This is a genomic window from Paenacidovorax caeni (genome assembly GCF_001298675.1).
Lineage (GTDB): Bacteria > Pseudomonadota > Gammaproteobacteria > Burkholderiales > Burkholderiaceae_C > Paenacidovorax > Paenacidovorax caeni.
In genome coordinates, this window is the sequence record NZ_CYIG01000007.1 from 125,084 (window position 1) to 145,161 (window position 20,078).

Annotated in this window: 16 protein-coding genes; 13 read left to right on the top strand and 3 right to left on the bottom strand. The window is 65.7% G+C overall.

Annotated features, from left to right (window positions below; translation table 11 throughout):
• Positions 1-37: 37 nt before the first annotated feature.
• Positions 38-1,348, bottom strand: a complete 1,311-nt coding sequence (gene hemL / locus BN2503_RS04745) for a glutamate-1-semialdehyde 2,1-aminomutase (RefSeq protein WP_054255500.1) — start codon at positions 1,346-1,348, stop codon at positions 38-40.
• Positions 1,332-2,267, bottom strand: a complete 936-nt coding sequence (gene thiD, locus BN2503_RS04750) for a bifunctional hydroxymethylpyrimidine kinase/phosphomethylpyrimidine kinase (RefSeq protein ID WP_054255501.1) — start codon at positions 2,265-2,267, stop codon at positions 1,332-1,334. The genes hemL and thiD overlap by 17 nt, the downstream gene beginning before the upstream one ends.
• Before the next feature lie 86 nt (positions 2,268-2,353).
• Between thiD and BN2503_RS19280 the strand changes: the two genes are divergently transcribed.
• The 12 genes from BN2503_RS19280 to BN2503_RS04805 all read left to right on the top strand — a co-directional run bounded on the left by BN2503_RS19280 (position 2,354) and on the right by BN2503_RS04805 (position 17,173).
• Entirely contained in the window at positions 2,354-2,527 is a 174-nt protein-coding gene (locus tag BN2503_RS19280) for a rubredoxin (RefSeq protein WP_074930003.1), read from the top strand.
• A 51-nt stretch (positions 2,528-2,578) separates the two neighbouring features.
• Positions 2,579-2,977: a response regulator gene (locus BN2503_RS04755; protein WP_054255502.1), complete on the top strand. Its 399-nt coding sequence runs from the start codon at positions 2,579-2,581 to the stop codon at positions 2,975-2,977.
• A complete protein-coding gene (locus tag BN2503_RS04760) occupies positions 2,977-3,342 on the top strand; it encodes a response regulator (RefSeq protein WP_011794058.1) in 366 nt (121 codons plus the stop codon). The genes BN2503_RS04755 and BN2503_RS04760 overlap by 1 nt, the downstream gene beginning before the upstream one ends.
• A 22-nt stretch (positions 3,343-3,364) precedes the next feature.
• Positions 3,365-3,889 carry a chemotaxis protein CheW gene (locus tag BN2503_RS04765; protein WP_054255503.1) on the top strand — a complete coding sequence of 175 codons (525 nt, stop codon included), beginning with the start codon at positions 3,365-3,367 and terminating at the stop codon, positions 3,887-3,889.
• 24 nt (positions 3,890-3,913) lie between these two features.
• Positions 3,914-6,181 carry a methyl-accepting chemotaxis protein gene (locus BN2503_RS04770; RefSeq protein ID WP_054255504.1) on the top strand — a complete coding sequence of 756 codons (2,268 nt, stop codon included), beginning with the start codon at positions 3,914-3,916 and terminating at the stop codon, positions 6,179-6,181.
• A 63-nt stretch (positions 6,182-6,244) separates the two neighbouring features.
• Complete coding sequence (locus BN2503_RS04775) at positions 6,245-12,445, top strand: hybrid sensor histidine kinase/response regulator (protein ID WP_054255505.1); 6,201 nt, start codon at positions 6,245-6,247, stop codon at positions 12,443-12,445.
• Positions 12,446-12,517: 72 nt separating this feature from the next.
• Complete coding sequence (locus BN2503_RS04780) at positions 12,518-13,126, top strand: YqgE/AlgH family protein (RefSeq protein WP_054255506.1); 609 nt, start codon at positions 12,518-12,520, stop codon at positions 13,124-13,126.
• Positions 13,123-13,557, top strand: a complete 435-nt coding sequence (gene ruvX / locus BN2503_RS04785) for a Holliday junction resolvase RuvX (RefSeq protein WP_054255507.1) — start codon at positions 13,123-13,125, stop codon at positions 13,555-13,557. Before BN2503_RS04780 ends, ruvX begins: the two co-directional genes overlap by 4 nt.
• Positions 13,554-14,093 (top strand): bifunctional pyr operon transcriptional regulator/uracil phosphoribosyltransferase PyrR, encoded by a 540-nt coding sequence (gene pyrR, locus BN2503_RS04790; protein WP_054255508.1) that lies wholly within the window; start codon positions 13,554-13,556, stop codon positions 14,091-14,093. Before ruvX ends, pyrR begins: the two co-directional genes overlap by 4 nt.
• A gap of 2 nt (positions 14,094-14,095) precedes the next feature.
• Entirely contained in the window at positions 14,096-15,058 is a 963-nt protein-coding gene (locus BN2503_RS04795) for an aspartate carbamoyltransferase catalytic subunit (protein WP_054255509.1), read from the top strand.
• Positions 15,059-15,125: 67 nt separating this feature from the next.
• Complete coding sequence (locus BN2503_RS04800; protein ID WP_054255510.1) at positions 15,126-16,418, top strand: dihydroorotase; 1,293 nt, start codon at positions 15,126-15,128, stop codon at positions 16,416-16,418.
• 8 nt (positions 16,419-16,426) lie between these two features.
• On the top strand, positions 16,427-17,173 hold the full coding sequence (locus tag BN2503_RS04805) for a lysophospholipid acyltransferase family protein (protein WP_054255511.1): 747 nt from the start codon (positions 16,427-16,429) through the stop codon (positions 17,171-17,173).
• 55 nt (positions 17,174-17,228) lie between these two features.
• Here BN2503_RS04805 and BN2503_RS04810 read toward each other — a convergent pair whose 3' ends face one another.
• Entirely contained in the window at positions 17,229-18,296 is a 1,068-nt protein-coding gene (locus BN2503_RS04810; RefSeq protein ID WP_054255512.1) for an ABC transporter ATP-binding protein, read from the bottom strand.
• Positions 18,297-18,319: 23 nt separating this feature from the next.
• On the opposite strand from BN2503_RS04810, the gene BN2503_RS04815 reads away from it, so the two are divergent.
• Complete coding sequence (locus BN2503_RS04815; RefSeq protein WP_175537900.1) at positions 18,320-20,035, top strand: ABC transporter permease; 1,716 nt, start codon at positions 18,320-18,322, stop codon at positions 20,033-20,035.
• The last annotated feature ends 43 nt before the right edge of the window (positions 20,036-20,078 follow it).

Consider the following 20,078-nt stretch of genomic DNA (forward strand, 5'->3'; position numbering starts at 1 on the left):
GAGCTTCCAGCGCTTTTGTAGCAAGCGCTAGATGCTCTTATATTGATAGCATCTTGAAGACTTCGCGCGCGGCGGCGACGGTGGCGTCGATGTCCTGCGCGGTGTGCGCGGCGCTCACGAAGCCCGCCTCGTACAGTGCCGGTGCAATGTACACGCCACGCTCCAGCAGGCCGTGGAAGAGCTGGTTGAAGCGTGCGCCGTCGGTCTTGAGCACCTCGGGGTAGTTCTGCGGCAGTTGCGGCAGCAGGAAGAAGCCGAACATGCCGCCCTCGCTGTCGGCGCAGAACGCCACGCCCTCGGCTTGTGCGGCGCCCGCCAGCCCGTCAATCAATGCGCGAGTGCGTGCGGCCAATTGCTCGTAGAAGCCTGGCTTGGCGATTTCGCGCAGCGTGGCGAGGCCGCAGGCGGTGGCTACGGGGTTGCCTGACAGCGTGCCGGCCTGGTAGACCGGGCCCAGCGGCGCGAGCTGTTCCATGATGGCGCGCGGTCCACCGAAGGCCGCGAGCGGCATGCCGCCACCGATGACCTTGCCCAGCACCGTGAGGTCAGGCGCGAAGCCGGGAATTTGTTGCGCATACAGGCCCTGTGCGCTGCCGAGTCCCACGCGGAAACCCGTCATCACCTCGTCGATGACCAGCAGCGCGCCGTGTTGCGTACAGAGTTCGCGTGCGCGGCGCATGAAGGGTACGCTGGCGCGCACGAAGTTCATGTTGCCGGCAATGGGCTCCATGATCACGCAGGCCACTTCCTTGCCGTGCAGCGCAAAGGCTTCTTCAAGTTGTGCCACGTCGTTGTATTCGAGCACCAGCGTGTGCTGAACGACCTCGGCTGGCACCCCCGCGCTGGTGGCATGGCCGAAGGTGGCCAAGCCCGAGCCGGCCTTGACCAGCAGCGAATCAGCGTGGCCGTGGTAGCAGCCGTTGAACTTGATGATCTTGCTGCGCCCCGTGGCGCCGCGTGCCAGGCGGATGGCGCTCATGCCCGCCTCGGTGCCGGAGCTGACGAGGCGGATCATTTCCATCGACGGCACGTGGCGGATGATCTCCTCGGCGAGCTCCACCTCGCGTTCGGTGGGCGCGCCGAAGCTGAAGCCCTCCAGCGCGGCCTTTTGCACGGCCTCCAGCACGGCAGGGTGGCCGTGGCCCAGGATCATCGGGCCCCAGGAGCCAATGTAGTCGATGAAGCGCTGGCCATTGGCATCCCACATGTAGGCGCCTTGCGCACGCGCGATGAAGCGCGGCGTGCCGCCCACGGCGCGGAAGGCGCGCACGGGCGAATTGACGCCACCAGGGATAAGTGCCTTGGCGCGCTCGAAAAGGGAGAGATTGAGGTCAGTGCTGTGTGTCATGGGGGGGCATCACGAAGCCTTCCAGGGGCTGCGTATCTTCGAAGGGGGTTGCGCTGTCGTCTTCGTCCACGCTTTCGGCCCAGAACATGCGGTCGGGCAACACATGGCCCATGCCGGGACGGAAGCCGTGATCCAGGCAGCGGTCAAGATAGGCCAGTGCTTCGCTTGTGGCCTCGCCCAGGTCGCTGCCGTTGGCAATCAGCGCCGCGAGGGTGGCCGAGAGTGTGTCGCCTGCACCCGCGAAGGTGGCGTCGAACAGCTCGAACTTGCCGCTGCCCAGTACTGCCTGGGCCGAAGCCAGCACGTTCTCCAGATGCTGTTCGGCGGCGGGGATGCCGGTCACCAGCACATAGGGAACGCCGTGCTCGGCCGCTGCCTTGGCGATGTCGCGTGCCGAGGGGCTGCGCGTGCTGTTCCACTCGGGCAGCAGCCAGCGCCACAGGGTGCTGTGGTTGCCGACCAACACTGAGGCCTGCGGTAAAAGTAACTCTCTGAAAGCGTCATGGTACTGATCGACGCGGTCGTCATGCCACCATGACAGGTTGGGCATGTAGGCGACCAGCGGTACCTCGGCGTAATCGGTGGAGATTTCCGCGATGGCGCTCAGGTTCTCGGGGCTGCCGACAAAGCCGACTTTGATGGCCTGGACCGGAAGATCCTCCAGCACGGCGCGGGCCTGCTCGGCGATGGCCTCGTCATCGAAGCAAAAATGATCGAATACTTCGGCGGTGTCACGGGCGTAAGCACCCGTTACCACGGCCAGCGGATGACCGCCAACGGCGGCGATGCTGGTGATGTCACCCGTGAGCCCGCCGGCACCGCTGGGGTCGCTGGCGTTGAACACTAGAACGCAGGCTGGAAGGGCATTGCTGGCGTCTTCGCCAGCAGTTGGGGGTAGGGGAGTGGGGGAGTTTGGCATCCTGGCGACTGGGGGAGCGCCAAAGCCGCAGCCCAGGTTTATCACTAGCTACAATCGTTGCATTCTATGTGAAGGCCCATTAAGCTGTGACAGAACCTGTAACCTGGGTGTGCGTGATCTGTGGATGGATTTATGACGAGGCAAAAGGTTCCCCTGAGCACGGCATAGCGTCCGGTACTCCCTGGGGTTCGTCGTCGGCGCATGCGCGTTGTCCCGAGTGTGGTGCGCGTCATGAAGATTTTGAAGAAGTTCAGGCCTGAAAAAGGATGTAGCCTGCGCTGTGTGTATTTCTTTGTCAGGAGCTCCAAGAATTGACTACGACCGGCACTTCCTTCAAGGTTCTCGTGGTGGATGACAGCAATACGATCCGCCGCAGTGCCGAGATTTTTCTCAAGCAGGGCGGCCATGAGGTCTTGCTGGCCGACGATGGTTTCGACGCCTTGGCCAAGGTCAATGACTACCAGCCCCAGCTGATCTTCTGCGACATCCTCATGCCTAAGCTTGATGGCTACCAGACCTGCGCCATCATCAAGCGCAATGCGCGCTTCGCGAATACGCCCGTGGTGATGCTGTCCTCAAAGGATGGTGTCTTTGACAAGGCGCGTGGTCGCATGGTCGGGTGCCAAGAATATTTGACCAAACCATTTACCAAAGACCAGCTGCTGCAGGCCGTGCAGCAATTTGGCAATTCCCAGCAAGGAGTGAAGTAATGCCCATTCAGAAAGTCTTGGTCGTTGACGATTCGAAGACCGAGTTGATGTTTCTGACCGATTTGCTGCAAAAGAAAGGCATGCAGGTGCGCACGGCAGAAAATGCCGACGAAGCCTTTCGCCGCCTTGCCGAAGAAAAGCCCGACCTGATTCTCATGGATGTGGTCATGCCAGGCCAGAACGGATTCCAGCTCACACGCGCCATTTCGCGCGACCCGCAGTACGCCGATGTTCCCATCATCATGTGTACGAGCAAGAACCAGGAAACCGATCGTGTGTGGGGGATGCGCCAGGGCGCGCGCGGCTACATCACGAAACCGGTGGATCCTGCTGAACTGCAGGCCAAGATCGACGCGCTGAACTGAAGACTCCCAGCCGTCGTCGTCCATGGCCAATCGCGAAGCTCTTAGAGAACTCCAGACCCGGCTCGCTGGCCGCCTGCAGGCAGCAGGCGAGGGTGTGTCGGTTTCATCCTGGCTGGCGGTCGAATCCGCAGGCCAGCGTTACCTGATGCCATTGGGGCAATCGGGTGAAATTTTTGCATGGCCGGGCGTGCAGTCCGTGCCGTACACACAGAAGTGGTTTCTGGGTGTTGCCAACCTGCGCGGGACGCTGGTGGGCGTCGTCGACCTCGCGGCGCTGCTGGGGCAGCCCAGCGTACGCTCTGAGCAGAGCTTGAGCGAAACCAGCCTGCTGGCGTTCAATGCGGCGCTGGAAGTCAACGCCGCGCTGCTGGTTGATCGTCTGTCGGGTTTGCGTGGGCTGGATGCCTTCGTCTCCTCCGAGCCTGCGCCCCAGGGGGCGCCTTCTTACTACGGCTCAATCTACGTTGACAGCCAGGGCCAGCGCTGGCAAGAGCTGAATCTGCAAACCCTCTCGCAGCACCCCACCTTCCTGGGTATCGGTGCTTGAGTTTTTTCTGTGCAAGGCAGAACCATGTCTTTCGTCAATCAATTTGGGAAGTTGTTCAACCGCAAAGCCGCTGCGCCAGAGACGCAGGAGGGGGCAGACCCCTTGGATGCTGCAATGGTGCTGGACAACTCCCCGTTGCGTGAGGCTTACCAGGCCGACGCCATGAACAGCGTCCAAGGCGAGCCTGATGCTTCGCGGCTTGGCGAGGTGGCGCCTGCCGATGAGGATTTGGTGACCCTGCCGGTGCTGGGTAGTGCTACGGCTGCGCAACACCAACGCCGCCTTTTCGCGCTTGCCGGCGTGGGCGCAGTGGTGTTGGCGCTGATTGCGGGGTGGGTGCTGCAGCAGGCAGAGCGTTCTGGTCGCCAGCTGACGGCGACTGGCCAGTCGCTGATGCAGTCGCAGCGTTTGGCGAAGTCCGTGTCTCAGGCCTTGGTGGGCAGCCCGCAGGCCTTCCCCGAGGTGGCAGACAGTTCGGGTGTGCTGGCGCGCAACGTGCGCGCGCTCACGATTGGCGATAGCGACCAGGGGGTGCAAGCGCTGGGCGAATCCTTCAAAACCGACATGGACGCGGTCAATCCCTTGGTGGAGCGTGCCGAGCGCAATGCGGGCGTGGTGATGGGCCAGCAGAAGATTCTGACCCAGGTGGGTGATGCGCTGCGCACGATCAACCGCCAGTCTGCCGATCTGCTGGAAATCGCGGAAACCGTTTCTTCCCTCAAGCTGCAGCACAACGCTTCTCCAGCGGAGGTTTCCGCCGCAGGCCAGTTGGTGATGTTGACGCAGCGTATCGGCAAGTCGGCCAACGAGTTCCAGACGACGGAGGGGGTGAGCCCCGAAGCGGTGTTCTTGCTTGGCAAGGACTTGAACTCTTTCAAGGAGGTGGCACAGGGCCTTCTCGATGGCAGTGCGGAGCTTCGTCTGCCGGCTGCCAAAGATGCACAGACACGTGAGCAACTGGAGGCGCTGATCCAGCTCTACGAACAAACACGTACCCAGGCCAGTGCCATCTTGGGCAACCTGCAGGGCCTCGTTTCGGCGCGTGAGGCGCAGACAGCGATCATCGCGGACAGCGAACCATTGCGCCGTCAGCTCGAAGACCTGCAGACGAAGCTCTCGGCGCAGTCCGGCCTTGGCGCAGGGCAGCTTGCCGCGCTGGTTCTGGCGGGCATGTTCGTGCTGCTGTGCGGTTTTGGGATTTCCCGGGTTCAGCTGCTTGACAGCCGCACGCGCCAAGAGGCTGCCGAGCAGCAGCAGCGCGAAGCACGTCGTCAGGAGCAAGAGGCCAAGCGCGTCAACGACGCCAACCAGGCTGCTATTTTGCGTTTGATGAACGAACTGCAGTCGGTCGCTGAGGGTGATTTGACACAAGAGGCGACTGTGACCGAGGACATTACCGGGGCCATTGCCGACTCGGTGAACTACACGGTGGAGGAGTTGCGCCTGCTGGTGGGAAGCGTGCAAAACACGGCGACCCGCGTGGCGCAGACGACAGCCCAGGTGGACAGCACTTCCACGGAGCTGTTGGCGGCGTCCACCGAACAACTGCGTGAGATTCGCGAAACTGGCCGTTCGGTGCTCGATATGGCATCGCGCATCAACGAGGTTTCTTCCCAGGCGCAGGAGTCTGCTGCGGTGGCGCGCCAGTCTCTGCAAGCGGCAGATTCTGGCCTTGAGGCGGTGCAGAACGCGATTGGCGGTATGAATGCCATCCGTGACCAGATCCAGGATACGTCCAAGCGTATTAAGCGCCTGGGTGAGTCATCGCAGGAGATTGGTGAAATCACCGAGCTGATTTCTGACATTACCGAACAGACCAACGTGCTGGCCCTGAACGCCGCCATCCAGGCAGCGTCAGCGGGTGAAGCGGGTCGAGGCTTTTCTGTTGTGGCAGAAGAAGTGCAGCGCTTGGCCGAGCGGTCGGCCGACGCGACGCGTCAGATCTCGGCGCTGGTGAAAGCCATTCAGACCGATACCCAGGATGCTGTGGCCGCCATGGAGCGCTCCACGCAGGGGGTGGTGGAAGGAGCGCGCCTGTCCGATACCGCCGGCACGGCCCTGACGGAAATCGACCGTGTGTCCCGTCGACTTGCCGAACTGATCGAACAGATCTCTTCTTCGACCTCACGTGAAGCCGTGCTGGCCAACGAAGTGGCTGACAACATCCAGCATATTTTTGCGGTGACCGAGCAAACTGGCGAAGGTACCCGCACCACGGCACAGCAGGTGCGCGAGTTGTCGCACATGGCCGAGGAATTGCGTCAGTCGGTGGCACGTTTCAAGATCGCCTGACGCGGGCGCGAGCATCAACCAAAAGGGACGGCCTGTCTGCAGCAGGCCGCCAGGGACGAATCCATGTCATCTATTGAGGCAGCAAACGCAGCAGGCGTCGAGTGGGCGCACGGCGAGCAGGATCTGGGGCCCTTGGCCTGGGTGCTCGATGAACTGCGCAAGTCGCTTGACGGTGCGGCCAAGGCGATGCGTCGTTTCGTGCGCGACGCGGAACTGGCGCGTGAATCTGATCTGGCGTCACTGGATGCCGGACCGCTGCGCATCGCGCGGCAGCAGTTGCACCAAGCATGTGGTGCGCTGGAGATGGTGGGCATGGGCACGCCAACGCTGCTGTTGCGTTCCATGGAAACCGCAGTGCAGAAGTATGTGCAGCGGCCTGAACAATGCAGCGATGAAGCTGCTGCGGTCATTGAGCGCGCGAGCTTTGCGCTGATTGAGTACCTGGAAAGCGTCCTGGCTGGCAAGGCGGTTTCTCCCGTCGCACTGTTCCCTCAGTACCGGGATGTTCAGGCACTATCGGGGGCAGAGCGGGTTCATCCGGCCGATCTTTGGCCGGCCGAGCGGCGCTTGCATGAGCCCGCATTTCAGGTTGATGCAGCGCCTTTGCCCTACGGCCCTGAGGCGCGCGCACGCCTTGACAGCGCCGTGCTGCGTATTGTCAAGTCGGCGGACCCGGCCGCGGCGGCTGCCATGCGGGATACCTGTCTGGGTTTTGTTGCGGCCCAGACGCATCCTGCCGTACGCACTTTCTGGCGAATCAGTGCGGCTTTTTTCGAGGCCATGGCCCAGCGTCTGCTTCCGGCGGATGTGTACGTCAAGCGCGTGGCTTCGCGGGTCTTGCTCCAGTACGCGGCCTTTGCCAAGGGCGACCAAGCGCTGCCGGACCGGTTGGTGCAGGATTTGCTGTTCTTTTGTGCCCAGGCCCAGCCCCAGCATGCCGAGAGCGTGTCGCCGCTGTCGGCCGTCCGCGATGCCTTCCAACTGAGTCGCTTTCACCCCGTCGATTACGAAACGGCCCGTTTTGGGCGCTTCGATCCGGCGTTGCTGGCGCAGGCGCGTAAACGTATCGCTGCGGCGACCGAAACCTGGTCGGCCTTGGCCGGGGGAGATCGTGTCAAGCTCAAGCCGGCGGCTGATCAGTTCAGCCTTGTGTGCGATTCATTGAACAAGCTGCTGCCTGGGAGCGACAGCCTTGCGCGGGCCCTGACGCGCACCCTGGAGGCCACAGTGCGTTCGGGCGAGCCACCAGCCGCCGCATTGGCTATGGAAGTTGCGACTTCCGTGTTGTATCTCCAAGCCACGTTCGAAGATCTGGATGCCAGTGACACCAGCATGGTGGAGCGTGCAAGCCGTTTGGCAGAGCGTCTCGAGCAGGTACTGGCTGGTGCCGAGCCTGCACCGCTGGAGCCGTGGATGGAGGATCTGTACCGCAGGGTCAGTGACCGCCAGACCATGGGGAGCGTCGTTGACGAGTTGCGCGCCACCTTGGCTGAAGCAGAAAAGTGTCTCGATCAGTTCTTTCGTGCGCCAGAAGAGCTGTCGGTGCTCTCGACGGTGCCCGGACAACTGGCCCAGATGCGCGGGGTTCTCTCCGTGCTTGGGCTGGACCAGGCATCGCTTGCGGTGGCACGCATGCGTGAAACGGTCGAACGTCTGCTGATCAATGAGGTGCCACAAGAGGAACGTCAGCCGCTTTTTGAAAAGCTGGGAAGCAGCCTGGGGGCGTTGGGGTTCCTGATCGACATGCTGGGCTACCAGCGCGCCATGGCGCGCAAGCTGTTCGTGTACGACGAGGAGCAGGGCGAGCTGCGTGTGCTCATGGGGCGCGCTCGGGCGCGTGCGGGAGACAGCCCGGAGGATGTGGCGCTCAAAATCGAGGAGCGTGCCGAGCTTCCGCTGCCCGAGGTGGTTCCCCGTACCGCAGCCGTGCCTGCGCCTGCGTTTGTTGCCCCCGTGCAGGTACAGCCAGAGCCTCTCTTGGAGCCTGCGCCGGCGCCAGAGCTGCAGAATGCACTCATGCAACTGCAGCCCGAGCCAGTTGCTGCCCCTCCAGAAGCAGCCCCTCTCGCGGTTGCGGAGCCCGTGCTGACGCCAGCACCCATGCCCGCGTCCCAGGAGGAAGAAGACGACGAATTGCTCGACATCTTCCTTGAGGAAGCACGCGAGGTGGTGACTACGGGGCTGGCGGCGTTGGCTGCGCTGGAACAGGCCCCGGGCGACTTGAGCGAGCAAACCACGCTGCGCCGTGCATTCCACACGCTCAAGGGTAGTTCCCGTATGGTGGGGCTGACGGATTTTGGTGAAGCTGGTTGGGCCATGGAGCAGATGCTCAACGCCTGGCTTGCCGAGCAAAAGCCCATGCCCGTCCCCATGCAGTCGCTCGCCACAGAAGCGCTGCACGCCTTCGGTGCGTGGGTTGAGGCCATCGCCCAGGGCCAGGCCGGCGCGTGGCAGCCGGAGCCCTTCCGGGCGGCAGCGGATGCCATGCGCCTGCGCGGTGAGCGTTTGCCACTGGCGCTGCCTGGCGTGGCTAAGGCAGAAACAGATGCGGTTGGCACTGCCCTGGCGCCGTCGCATGCGGCAGAGGCAGAGGCAGAGCCCGCCGAGGCGGTGCATGCGTTCGTGGCGGATCTGCCAGAAGTGGCTTTGAGCGACGCTGCGCCGCAGGAGGTGGCGCTCGCATCGGAAGGCGCTGAGTTGGCTGAAGTGGCGCCTGTTCCAGCGCCTGAGCCCGAGCCTGCAGCAGAGCTGCTGGATCTCCTGCCGGAACTGGATTTCGCGCCCACCGAGGTTTCGCCGCATCTTCACGATGAAGCCCCGATCGAGTCTTCGATTGATATCGTTCTTCCAGACGTTGCGGAAGATATCGATTTCTCGGTGTTCTCCGCGGCCGCTCCTGAAATGATTCCAGCAGCGGAGGAGCAGCCGGCGGCAGCCGAGCTGCCCGCCACAGAACCGCTGGCAGAGACGCAGGAGCTGTCTGTTGCTGCAGAAGTGCCGTCGTCTGCGCCCGCAGATTGGCCGCAGGATTTCACCCTGGAGGGCCTGGTCGTTGCGGAGGAGAGTGCGCCGGAATTGCATTCCGGTGTGGACACCGTTGCAGAGGCTGCCCCTCCAGTCCAGGTGCAGGACACCGCATTGGATGTGGATGCTCCTACAGAATCGTTGCCGGAAGACGCGATAGCTGCGATGCTGCTGCCAGAGCCAGAGCCAGAGCCAGAGCCAGAGCCAGAGCCAGAGCCAGAGCCAGTCGAGCAGCCTGCGCCGCAGGATGATTCAGTAAAGGCCATTGGCTCCTTGCGCATTGGCGTGGCGCTCTACAACGTCTATCTGGGTGAGGCTGATGAATGGTCGCGCCGCCTGGAGGCTTGCTTGCGCGGCTGGGCGCACGAGTTGCACCAGCCTGTGCCCGATCAGGCAGTGGCGCTGGCGCATTCGCTGGCGGGCAGCTCTGCCACTGTGGGTTTCACCGCGTTGTCGGAGATGGCCCGCTTGCTGGAGCACACGTTGCAGCATGTGCAACTGCAGCCCCACGGCTTGCCTGACCAGGCGCAGGTTTTTGTTGCTACGGCGGAGGACATCTGCAGGCTGCTGCACCAGTTCGCAGCAGGCTTCCTGAAGACGCCGCAGCCGCAGCTCATGGATGCGCTGCGCGACATTCTGAACACAGAGATCAGCAGTGGCATGGCGCCCCTGGAGCCCATGGCGGCCATCTACGGCATGGACGATGCCGTGCCAGCCGGGGAGGCCATTGGCCAGGGCACCGACACAGTCGAGTCCTCCCTTTCTGCGCTGGAAGCGGATCGTCGGTTGGACGATGCGATCGCTCAGGCGGTGGAGCGTGGCAGCGATCTGGACGACGATATCGACGTTTTCGACGTTATCGATCCCGATCTGTTTCCGATTTTCGAGGAAGAAGCGACGGAGCTCTTCCCCGCGCTTGGCGCGGCGCTGCGCCAGTGGGCAGGCCACCCGCAAGACATGGGTTCGCGCAGCGTGGTGCTGCGTGCACTGCATACACTCAAAGGCAGTTCCCGGCTCGCAGGCGCGATGCGCCTGGGGGAAATGGCGCACCGCTTGGAGACGGCGGTTGAGCAGATCGGAACCGAGGATCTGAGCACCGACAAGATCGAGCCGCTGCTGGCCGGTCTTGACAGCCTGCAGGCCAGTTTTGAGGTGCTGCGTGTCGTCGGCGGACAGGAGCCGGAGCCTGCCGTGCAATCCTCTGCACCGGAGCCTTTGGCGCCGGAGCCTGCAGCGGTCGCTGAAGCGCCGGCAGCTGCGGCATCGCAGGCCGCGCCCCTGGCAGCGCCGATCCGCATGGGGACGGCGGTGCAGCCCGCAGCGCAGCGTAGCGCCTCGGGCCAGTCGGTTCGTGTGCGCGCCCAGTTGCTTGACCGGCTGGTCAACCAGGCGGGCGAGGTGCTGATCGCACGCTCGCGCCTGGATGTGCGCATGAAGCAAGTCAAGGGTTCGCTGGACGATCTGTCCGGGAACCTGGAGCGGCTACGCCAGCAACTGCGTGACATAGAGGTGCAGGCAGAGTCGCAGATGCAATCGCGCCTGGCCTTGTCCAAGGACAGTACGGCGGGCTTTGATCCGCTGGAGTTTGACCGTTTCACGCGCGTTCAGGAGCTCACGCGCATGATGGCCGAGTCGGTCAACGACGTGGCCACCGTGCAGCGCAACCTGCAGCGTGCGCTGGAAGGCGCCGAGGACGACCTGATCGCCCAGGGCCGCCAGGCCCGCGAACTGCAACGCGATCTGCTGCGCACACGCATGGTCGAGTTCGAGAGCATCGCCGAGCGCCTGTACGCCGTGGTGCGCCAATCGTCCAAGGAGCTGGGCAAGCAGATCAAGCTTGATATCGCAGGTGGCACCATTGAGCTGGATCGCAGCGTTCTGGACCGCATGACGCCTGCGTTCGAGCACCTGCTGCGCAACTGCGTTTCCCATGGCATCGAAATGCCAGAGGAGCGCGCGGCCCGGGGCAAGCCCACCACCGGCACCATCACGGTGGCGTTGCGCCACGAAGGCAACGACGTTTCGGTCGAGTTCCGTGATGATGGCGCGGGCTTGAACATTGAGCGCATTCGTGCCAAGGCGGTGTCCCAGGGACTGATTGCACCCGATGCGCAGCTCAGCGAGAACGAAGCTGCGCAGCTCATCTTCATGCAAGGCTTCTCCACGGCAACCGAGGTCACAGGCCTGTCTGGCCGTGGCGTTGGCATGGACGTGGTGCGCTCGGAAGTGAACGCCTTGGGCGGACGCATCGAGACCACCACGGCCAGTGGCCAGGGTTCGTCGTTCCGCATGGTGCTGCCGCTGACCACTGCCGTAACCCAGGTGGTCATGTTGCGTTCGGGCGACCTGTCGATCGGTATTCCAGCCAATCTGGTGGAGATCGTTCGCCGCACACCGTTGGCCGAGCTGGAGCAGGCCTACCGTTCCGGCCAGTTCCGTGAGGGTGGCGAAACGCTGCCCTTCTTCTGGTCGGGCGCGCTGCTGCAGTCCTCGCCCCGCAGCCTGGAAACCGTTGGCAAGACCCGTCCCGTGGTGGTGCTGCGCAGTGCCTCGCAGCGCCTGGCAATGCACGTGGACGAAGTCCTGGGCAACCAGGAAATCGTGGTGAAGAACCTCGGGCCGCAGCTGTCGCGTCTGCCAGGCCTGGCGGGGATGTCGGTGCTGGCCTCTGGTGCCGTGGTGCTGGTGTACAACCCTGTGGCGCTGGCCAACGTGTATGGCGACGCCATCCGCCAGCAGGGCAAGCAGATGCCCGTGGTGCTCGAGGCCGCAGCCGAGGCACCTGCTGCCGTCGGGACCACCGTACAGCCGCAAAAGGCCGTGCCGCAAAGCACCACGCCTGCGGCCAGCCAGGTGCCGCTGGTTCTGGTGGTTGACGATTCGATCACGGTGCGCCGCGTTACCCAGCGCCTGTTGCAGCGCGAAGGCTACCGCGTGGCACTGGCTGCCGATGGCCTGCAGGCGCTGGAGCGGCTGCAGGAGGAGCGCCCGACGGTGGTGCTGTCGGACATCGAAATGCCCCGCATGGACGGCTTCGACCTGGCGCGCAACATCCGTGGCGACGCCGCGCTGCACGACCTGCCGATCATCATGATTACCTCGCGCATCGCCGAGAAGCACCGCGAGCATGCGTTGGAGCTGGGCGTCAACCACTATCTGGGCAAGCCCTACTCCGACGAGGAACTGCTGGGCCTCGTCAAGCACTACGCTGCCCAGGCGGCCGCGCTGGCGGCGGTCTAGGTGCATTTGCGGACCCCGCCCCGGCCCTTGCGGGCCGGGCGGCGGTGGGTTGATCGCCGTTAAAATCGCGCCATGCCCGCCGACTTCGCGCCCATCAACCTGACGAACCATTTCCTCATCGCCATGCCGGGCCTTGAGGATGCTTCGTTTGCGCGCAGCGTGGTGTACCTGTGCGAACACAGCGAGCGCGGCGCGCTGGGCCTGATCATCAACAAGCCCACCGACATCAGCCTGAAGAAGCTGTTCGACAAGGTCGATCTGTCCCTTGGCCGTGCCGACCTCACGGACCAGCCTGTATACCAGGGTGGCCCGGTACAGACCGAGCGTGGCTTCGTGCTCCATGACCCGATCACCCAAAGTGCAGAGGGCGCTGAAGAGGCCGAGGAGTCCATTTACGCCTCGACCATGGCGATTCCCGGCGGCCTGGAGATGACCACCTCCAAGGACGTGCTCGAAGCCCTGGCAGAAGGCGCGGGGCCGCGTCGCGTGCTCGTCACCCTGGGGTACGCCGCCTGGGGCGAAGGCCAGCTCGAATCGGAGCTGGCAGAAAACAGCTGGCTCACCGTCGGCGCCGACCGCACGGTGATCTTTGATACCCCCGTGGACCAGCGCTACGACCGAGCCCTTGCGCTGCTGGGCCTGCAGGCGTGGATGCTCTCGCCCGAGGCGGGCCACGCATGAGCGGCACCAGCCCCTCTGCCGCCGACCCCGCCGCCGTTCCTGCGCAGTTCCAGTCCTTTCTTGCTTTCGATTTCGGCCTCAAGCGCACCGGGGTCGCCGTGGGCTCGCGACTTCTGGGCCGGGCCAATCCTTTGCCCACCATCCGTACCGACGCCAAGGAGGCCCGCCTGCAGCAGGCGGGCGAGCGCATCCGCGAGTGGCAGCCGCATGCGTTGGTGGTGGGCGTGCCTTACCACCCCGACGGCGCTGCGCACGAGAACACCGTGCGGGCGCGCAAATTTGGCCGCCAGCTGCATGCGCGCTTCGGTCTGCCGGTGTACGAGGTGGACGAGCGCTACAGCACCACCGAGGCCCTGGCGGGCGGCGCGCGCGATGCCGACGCCGCCTCGGCCTGCATCATCCTGGAACAGTTTTTGAGGAGTCTTGCATGAGTGTTCCCCCGAGTTCGCCCCCCGTGGCCCAGGCCGGAAGCCTGGTTCTCGACGCCGAGGCCCTGTACCGCGAGCTGCTGCGCGGCGTGCGTGCGCTGATGGCACCGGGCACGCGCCTGGTGGGCGTCGCCTCGGGCGGTGCCTGGCTGGTCGAGCGCCTGCAGCGCGACCTGGGGCTGGAGGGCGCGCCCAGCGTGCTGTCGTCGGCACTGCACCGCGACGACTTTGCCCAGCGCGGCCTCGCGGCCAGCGCGCAGACGCAGATCGCCTTTGACGTCAACGGTGCCGACGTGCTGGTGCTGGACGACGTGCTCTATACCGGGCGCACGGTGCGCGCGGTCATCAACGAATTGTTCGACTATGGCCGTCCCGCCTGCGTGCGCCTGGCGGTGCTCGTCGATCGGGGCGGGCGCCAGTTGCCCGTGCAAGCCGACTTCGCCGCCGCCCGCGTGGCCTTGCCAGCCAGCCAGTCGCTGGCACTGGCGCGCGCGGCCGACGGCACCTTCCAGTTCCAAGTCAACGCCATGGAGGCCTGACCGTGCTGTACAAGCGCAATCCCCAGCTCAACAAAAACGGCGAGCTGATCCACCTGCTCTCCACCGAGGGCCTGCCGCGTGACATTCTCACGCACATCCTGAATACCGCCGACAACTTCGTCTCGGTCAACGACCGCGAGGTCAAGAAGGTGCCGCTGCTGCGTGGCAAGAGCGTGTTCAACCTGTTCTTCGAGAACAGCACGCGCACGCGCACCACGTTCGAGATTGCGGCCAAGCGCCTCTCGGCGGACGTGTTCAACCTCGACATCGCGCGCAGCTCCACCGCCAAAGGCGAGACACTGCTCGACACCATCGACAACCTCTCTGCCATGGCTGCCGACATCTTCGTCGTGCGCCACAGCGAGTCGGGTGCGCCGTACCTGATCGCGCAGCACGTCGCACCGCACGTGCATGTGGTGAACGCGGGCGACGGGCGGCATGCCCACCCCACCCAGGGGTTGCTCGACATGTACACCATCCGCCACTACAAGAAGGATTTTTCCAACCTGACGGTGGCCATCGTGGGCGACGTGCTGCACTCGCGTGTGGCGCGTTCCGACATCCATGCGCTCACCACCCTGGGCTGCGCCGAGGTGCGCGTGGTGGGCCCGCGCACGCTGGTGCCGGCAGACTTGTCGCACATGGGCGTGCGCGTGTTCTATACGCTGGAGGAAGGCATCCAGGGCTGCGACGTGGTCATCACGCTGCGCCTGCAGAACGAGCGCATGAGCGGCGCGCTGCTGCCGTCGAGCCAGGAGTATTTCAAGAGCTTTGGCCTGACGCCCGAGAAGCTGCGCCTGGCCAAGCCCGACGCCATCGTCATGCACCCGGGGCCGATCAACCGCGGCGTGGAGATTGACTCCGCCGTGGTCGACGGCCCGCAGGCCGTGATCTTGCCGCAGGTCACCTTCGGCATTGCGGTGCGCATGGCGGTGATGTCCATCGTGGCGGGCAACGAGGCCTGAGGACTCCTGTTTTCATAGCTGCTAGCGCTTGATTGGTAAGGGCTAGCGGCCAATTTGGCTTGAAACCATGAAAATCCTGATTGAGAACGGCCGGGTCATCGACCCCGCCAGCGGGCTGGACAAGGTGTGCAGCGTGGCCCTTGCCGCGGGGCGCATCATCGCCGTGGACCGCCAGCCCAAGGACTTCGCGCCCGCGCGCGTCATCGACGCCACGGGCTGCATCGTGCTGCCGGGCCTGGTGGACCTGGCCGCGCGCATGCGCGAGCCGGGGCATGAGCATGAGCGCATGCTCGAATCGGAAATGGCCGCTGCTGTCGCCGGGGGCGTGACCAGCCTGGTCTGCCCGCCCGACACCGACCCCGTGCTCGACGAGCCCGGCCTGGTGCAAATGCTCAAGTTCCGCGCCGAGAAGCTGCACCAGGCACGCCTGTTCCCCCTCGGGGCACTCACGCGCAACCTGGCGGGCGAGGTATTGACCGAGATGGCCGAGCTGACCGAGTCGGGCTGCGTCGGCTTCGGCCAGGCCGACGTGCCGCTGGCCAGCACGCAGACGCTGCAGCGCGCGTTGCAGTACGCCGCCACCTTTGGCTACACCGTATGGCTGCGCCCGCAGGAGCTGCACCTGGGCAAGGGTGTGGCCGCCAGCGGTGCGCTGGCGACGCGCATGGGCCTGTCGGGCGTGCCGGTGGCGGCCGAAACGATTGCGCTGCACACCATTTTCGAGCTGCTCAAGAGCACCCAGGCGCGCGTGCACCTGTGCCGCCTCTCCAGCGCGGCCGGGGTCGAGCTGGTGCGCCAGGCCAAGGCCGCCGGCCTGCCAGTGACCTGCGACGTCAGCATCAATTCGCTGCACCTGACGGAGAACGATATCGGCTACTTCGACAGCAGTGCACGCCTGACGCCGCCGCTGCGCCAGCAGCGCGACCGCGACGCGCTGTCGCAGGCGCTGCGCGACGGCACCATCGATGCGCTGGTGTCCGACCACACGCCGGTGGACGAGGACGCCAAGGCACTGCCGTTCGCCGAGGCCGAGCCCGGCGCCACCGGGCTGGAGCTGCTGCTGGCGCTGGCCTTCAAGTGGTCGCAGGATCAGGGTGTGCCGCTGGCGCGCGCGCTGGCCGTGGTGACCAACGAGCCCGCGCGCGTGCTGGGCAACGCGCTGGGCACGCTGCAGGCCAGCGTGGGCCAGATCGTCGAGGGCGGCGTGGGCGACCTGTGCATCGTCGATCCGCAGGCCGCCTGGGTGGTGCGCCCTGACGCGCTGACCAGCCAGGGCAAGCACACGCCCTTTGCCGGCTACGAGCTGCCGGTGCGCGTGCGCGCCACGCTGGTTGGCGGGCACGTCGCCTTCGAGCGCTAAGCCAGCGCATGCGCCTTTTGCGCGCCCTGGGGCGCACGCTGCGTATGCTGGCGCACCTGCTGCACGGGCTGTGGGTGGTCACATGGCACTTTCCGCGCCTCTCGCCTGAGCAGCAACAGGCCCGGGTGCAGGCCTGGTCGCTGGGGCTGCTGGCGCGCGCCGGCATCACGCTGCAGGTGCAAGGCACGCCGGTGCTGCAGGGGCCGGCACTGCTGGTGGCGAACCACATTTCGTGGCTCGACATCCCGGTGCTGCACGCGGCGCGCTATTGCCGCTTCGTCTCCAAGTCAGACGTGCAGGCCTGGCCCGTCGTCGGCACCCTGGCCACGGCCGGCGGCACGCTCTACATCCAGCGCGAATCGCGGCGCGATGCGCTGCGCATGGTCAAGCGCATGGCGGCGGCGCTGCAGCAAGGCGAGGTACTGGCCGTGTTCCCCGAGGGCACCACGGGCGACGGGCGCACGCTGCTGCCGTTCCACGCCAATTTGCTGGAGGCCGCGCTGGCGGCCGATGCGCCGGTGCAGCCCGTGGGGCTGCGCTTCATTGACCGTGCCACCGGGGCGACGAGCTTCGCACCCAGCTACATCGGCGACGAAACTTTGATCGGCTCGATCTGGCGCACGCTCTCCGCCCCCGCCATCACCGCCGTGGTGCACTTTGGCCCGCCCGAGCACGCCCAGGGCCGCGAGCGGCGCGCTTGGAGCGCGCACCTGCATGGCGTCGTCGATGCGCTGCGCCAGGTTGATTGCTCTTAAAAAAATAGCTGCCAGCGCTTGCCTGTAAAGCGCTGGAAGCCCAAAAGACTGTGAATCAACCCGCGCGCGGGAAGGTCACCACATGGTCCACTTGCGGGCGGATGCCAATCCACTCGCCCACGGCGTGGTCGTGGTGGCTGGGCACGTGGGCCATCACCGTCAGGCCGTCGGCCAGGCGCAGCGTGTAGAGAAACTCCGACCCCCGGAAGGCCTTGCGCACGATCTGCGCCTGCACGGCGGCGGTGTCGTCGTGCACGATGTCGTCGGCGCGCAGCAGCACGTCGCACAGCCCGCCGGGGTAGCTCGATGGCAGCGGACACTCTTCCAGGTCGGTCAGGTCGCCCAGTGGCGTGCGTGCCACCACGCCGCTGTCCAGCAGCAGCAATTGCGCCGGTGCGAACACCCCATGCCCGATGAAGTCGGCCACGAAGCGCGTGGCCGGGCGGTGGTAGAGGGCGTAGGCGTCGTCCCACTGGTGCAGTTGCCCCCCCTGCATCACCCCGATGCGGTCGCCAATGGCGAAGGCCTCCAGCTGGTCGTGTGTCACGAACAACGCGGTGGCGCCAGCGGCTTTGAGGATGCCGCGCACCTCGTGCGCCAGGCGCTCGCGCAGATCCACGTCAAGGTTGGAGAACGGTTCGTCCAGCAGCATCAGCTGCGGGCGCGGCGCCAGCGCGCGCGCCAGCGCCACGCGCTGCTGCTGCCCGCCTGAGAGCGCGTGGGGAAAGTGCGCCTCGCTACCCTCCAGCCCCACCAGTCGCAGCACCTCGGCCACGCGGGCGCGCCTTTCCGGTGCGGGCCATTGGTGGATGCCGAAGGCCACGTTGCGCTCCACGCTCAGGTGCGGGAACAGGGCGTAGTCCTGGAACACCATGCCGATGCGCCGCGCCTCCGGCGCCACGCTGCGCCCGGCCTGGCTCACCACCTGGCTGGAGAGACGGATTTCGCCGTCGTTGACAGGCTCCAGCCCCGCCACGGCGCGCAGCAGCGTGGTCTTGCCGCAGCCCGAGGGGCCGATGAGCACCCCGATCTCACCTGTAGCCAGACCCAGGCTCACGCCATCCACGGCGGGCTGCGCGCGGCCCGCATAGCGCACCGTGAGTTGCGAAACGTTCAGGAACATGGCGCGATTGTAGGGTGGTGCAAATGCTTAGAATTCCTGTTTGCAATCGTGGCCGCAAACGCTCTGACGGGCCCTTGCATCCTCTTTCTCCCACCGACGGATTCGCCTTGCGCCCCCCTCCTTCCGCCTTGCGTTTTTTTCCGCTGCTGCTGCTCGCGCTCGTGTTGTCGCTGCCCGTGCTGGCGCTGCTGGCAGCCTGGCTGCCCTGGGGGCAGGGCGGGGCGCAGGCCGTGGCGATCCTGCGCGAGATGGCGTCCACCGTGCTGCCGGGGTATTTCTGGACGACGCTGTGGCTGGGGCTGTGGGTGGCCCTGGGGGCCGCCTGCGTGGGCATGGCGACGGCCGCGGCGGTGACGCTTTTCGATTTTCCGGGGCGCCGCCAGATGGAGTGGCTGCTGCTGCTGCCCCTGGCCATGCCGGCCTACGTCACGGCCTATGCCTACACCGACTTCCTGCAGTTCAGCGGCCCGCTGCAAACCTGGCTGCGCGCGGGCTTCGGCCTGGAGGGGCGCGTGCTGCCCGAGGTGCGCAGCCTGGGGGGCGCGGTGTGGGTCTTCATCTTCGCGCTCTACCCTTATGTGTACCTGCTGGCGCGCACCGCTTTGGGCGAACGCGCCGCGCACCTGATGGAGGCCGCGCGGCTCATGGGCGCACCGCTGTCCCGGCGCGTGCGCACGGTGGCGCTGCCACTGGCGCGCCCGGCGGTGGCAGCGGGCGTGGCGCTGGTGCTGATGGAGACGCTGGCCGACTTCGGCGTCGTCAGCTACTTCGGCATCCAGACCTTTACCACGGGCATCTACAAAGCCTGGCTGGCCATGGACAACCGTTTGGCCGCCGCCCAACTCGCCACCATGCTGCTGGCACTGGTGCTGGTGCTGCTGTGGCTGGAGCAGCGCGCGCAGCGGCGCATGCGTTTCGCCACCAGCACCACGGGGCGCGCAGGTTCGGTCGAGGCCCAGCCGCAGCGCCTGGCAGGCTGGCGCTGCGCGGGGGCCTGGGCGGTGTGCCTGCTGCCGGTGCTGATGGGGTTTGTGGCACCCGTGGCCTTCATGCTGCGCCCGCTGGCGGCCGATTGGTCGGTGCTGCCGTGGGATCGCTTCGTCGAATGGGCGGCTAACAGCGTGCGCCTGGGCGCTATCACCGCCGTGCTGGCTGTGGCACTGGCCATGGCGCTGGCCTTCGCCGTGCGTCGCCGTGCTGACCGCATTACCCACGCCGTGGTGCGCTTGGCCAGTGTGGGCTACGCCGTGCCGGGCGCGGTGATCGTCGTGGGCCTGCTGCTCCCGGTCGGCTGGCTGCAGGCGGCCCTGCCCGAGTGGGGCGTTGGTGCGCTGTTCACCACCACGGCGGTGGGCATCGTCTGGGCCTACCTGGTGCGCTTTTGCGCGGTGGCGCTGCAATCAGTGCAAAGCGGCTATGCGCGCATTCCGGCCAGCTTCGACGACGCCGCGCGCATGCTGGGCACGGGGGGCTGGGGGCTGCTGCGGCGCGTGCACTGGCCACTGCTGCGCCGCTCGACCGCAGCCGCGCTGCTGCTGGTGTTCGTGGACGTAATGAAGGAACTGCCTGCGACCATCGTGCTGCGCCCCTTCAACAGCGACACCCTCGCCGTGGTGGCGTACCAGTTGGCGCGCGATGAACGCCTGGGCGAGGCCGCGCTCCCATCGCTGGCGCTGGTTGCCGTGGGGCTGGTGCCGGTGATCCTGCTGAGCCGCACGCTGCGCGCGCGCGAACCTTGATGGCCCCGCGCCTGCGGCCGGTTGGGCGGCCTGCATACACTGC

What these genes read in the sequence shown, in the direction of transcription:
- hemL (WP_054255500.1), bottom strand. Translation starts at nt 1,348, where the DNA reads ATGACACACAGCACTGACCTCAATCTCTCCCTTTTCGAGCGCGCCAAG.
- thiD (WP_054255501.1), bottom strand. Translation starts at nt 2,267, where the DNA reads ATGCCAAACTCCCCCACTCCCCTACCCCCAACTGCTGGCGAAGACGCC.
- BN2503_RS04760 (WP_011794058.1), top strand. Translation starts at nt 2,977, where the DNA reads ATGCCCATTCAGAAAGTCTTGGTCGTTGACGATTCGAAGACCGAGTTG.
- BN2503_RS04765 (WP_054255503.1), top strand. Translation starts at nt 3,365, where the DNA reads ATGGCCAATCGCGAAGCTCTTAGAGAACTCCAGACCCGGCTCGCTGGC.
- BN2503_RS04770 (WP_054255504.1), top strand. Translation starts at nt 3,914, where the DNA reads ATGTCTTTCGTCAATCAATTTGGGAAGTTGTTCAACCGCAAAGCCGCT.
- BN2503_RS04775 (WP_054255505.1), top strand. Translation starts at nt 6,245, where the DNA reads ATGTCATCTATTGAGGCAGCAAACGCAGCAGGCGTCGAGTGGGCGCAC.
- BN2503_RS04780 (WP_054255506.1), top strand. Translation starts at nt 12,518, where the DNA reads ATGCCCGCCGACTTCGCGCCCATCAACCTGACGAACCATTTCCTCATC.
- ruvX (WP_054255507.1), top strand. Translation starts at nt 13,123, where the DNA reads ATGAGCGGCACCAGCCCCTCTGCCGCCGACCCCGCCGCCGTTCCTGCG.
- pyrR (WP_054255508.1), top strand. Translation starts at nt 13,554, where the DNA reads ATGAGTGTTCCCCCGAGTTCGCCCCCCGTGGCCCAGGCCGGAAGCCTG.
- BN2503_RS04800 (WP_054255510.1), top strand. Translation starts at nt 15,126, where the DNA reads ATGAAAATCCTGATTGAGAACGGCCGGGTCATCGACCCCGCCAGCGGG.
- BN2503_RS04805 (WP_054255511.1), top strand. Translation starts at nt 16,427, where the DNA reads ATGCGCCTTTTGCGCGCCCTGGGGCGCACGCTGCGTATGCTGGCGCAC.
- BN2503_RS04810 (WP_054255512.1), bottom strand. Translation starts at nt 18,296, where the DNA reads ATGTTCCTGAACGTTTCGCAACTCACGGTGCGCTATGCGGGCCGCGCG.
- BN2503_RS04815 (WP_175537900.1), top strand. Translation starts at nt 18,320, where the DNA reads ATGCTTAGAATTCCTGTTTGCAATCGTGGCCGCAAACGCTCTGACGGG.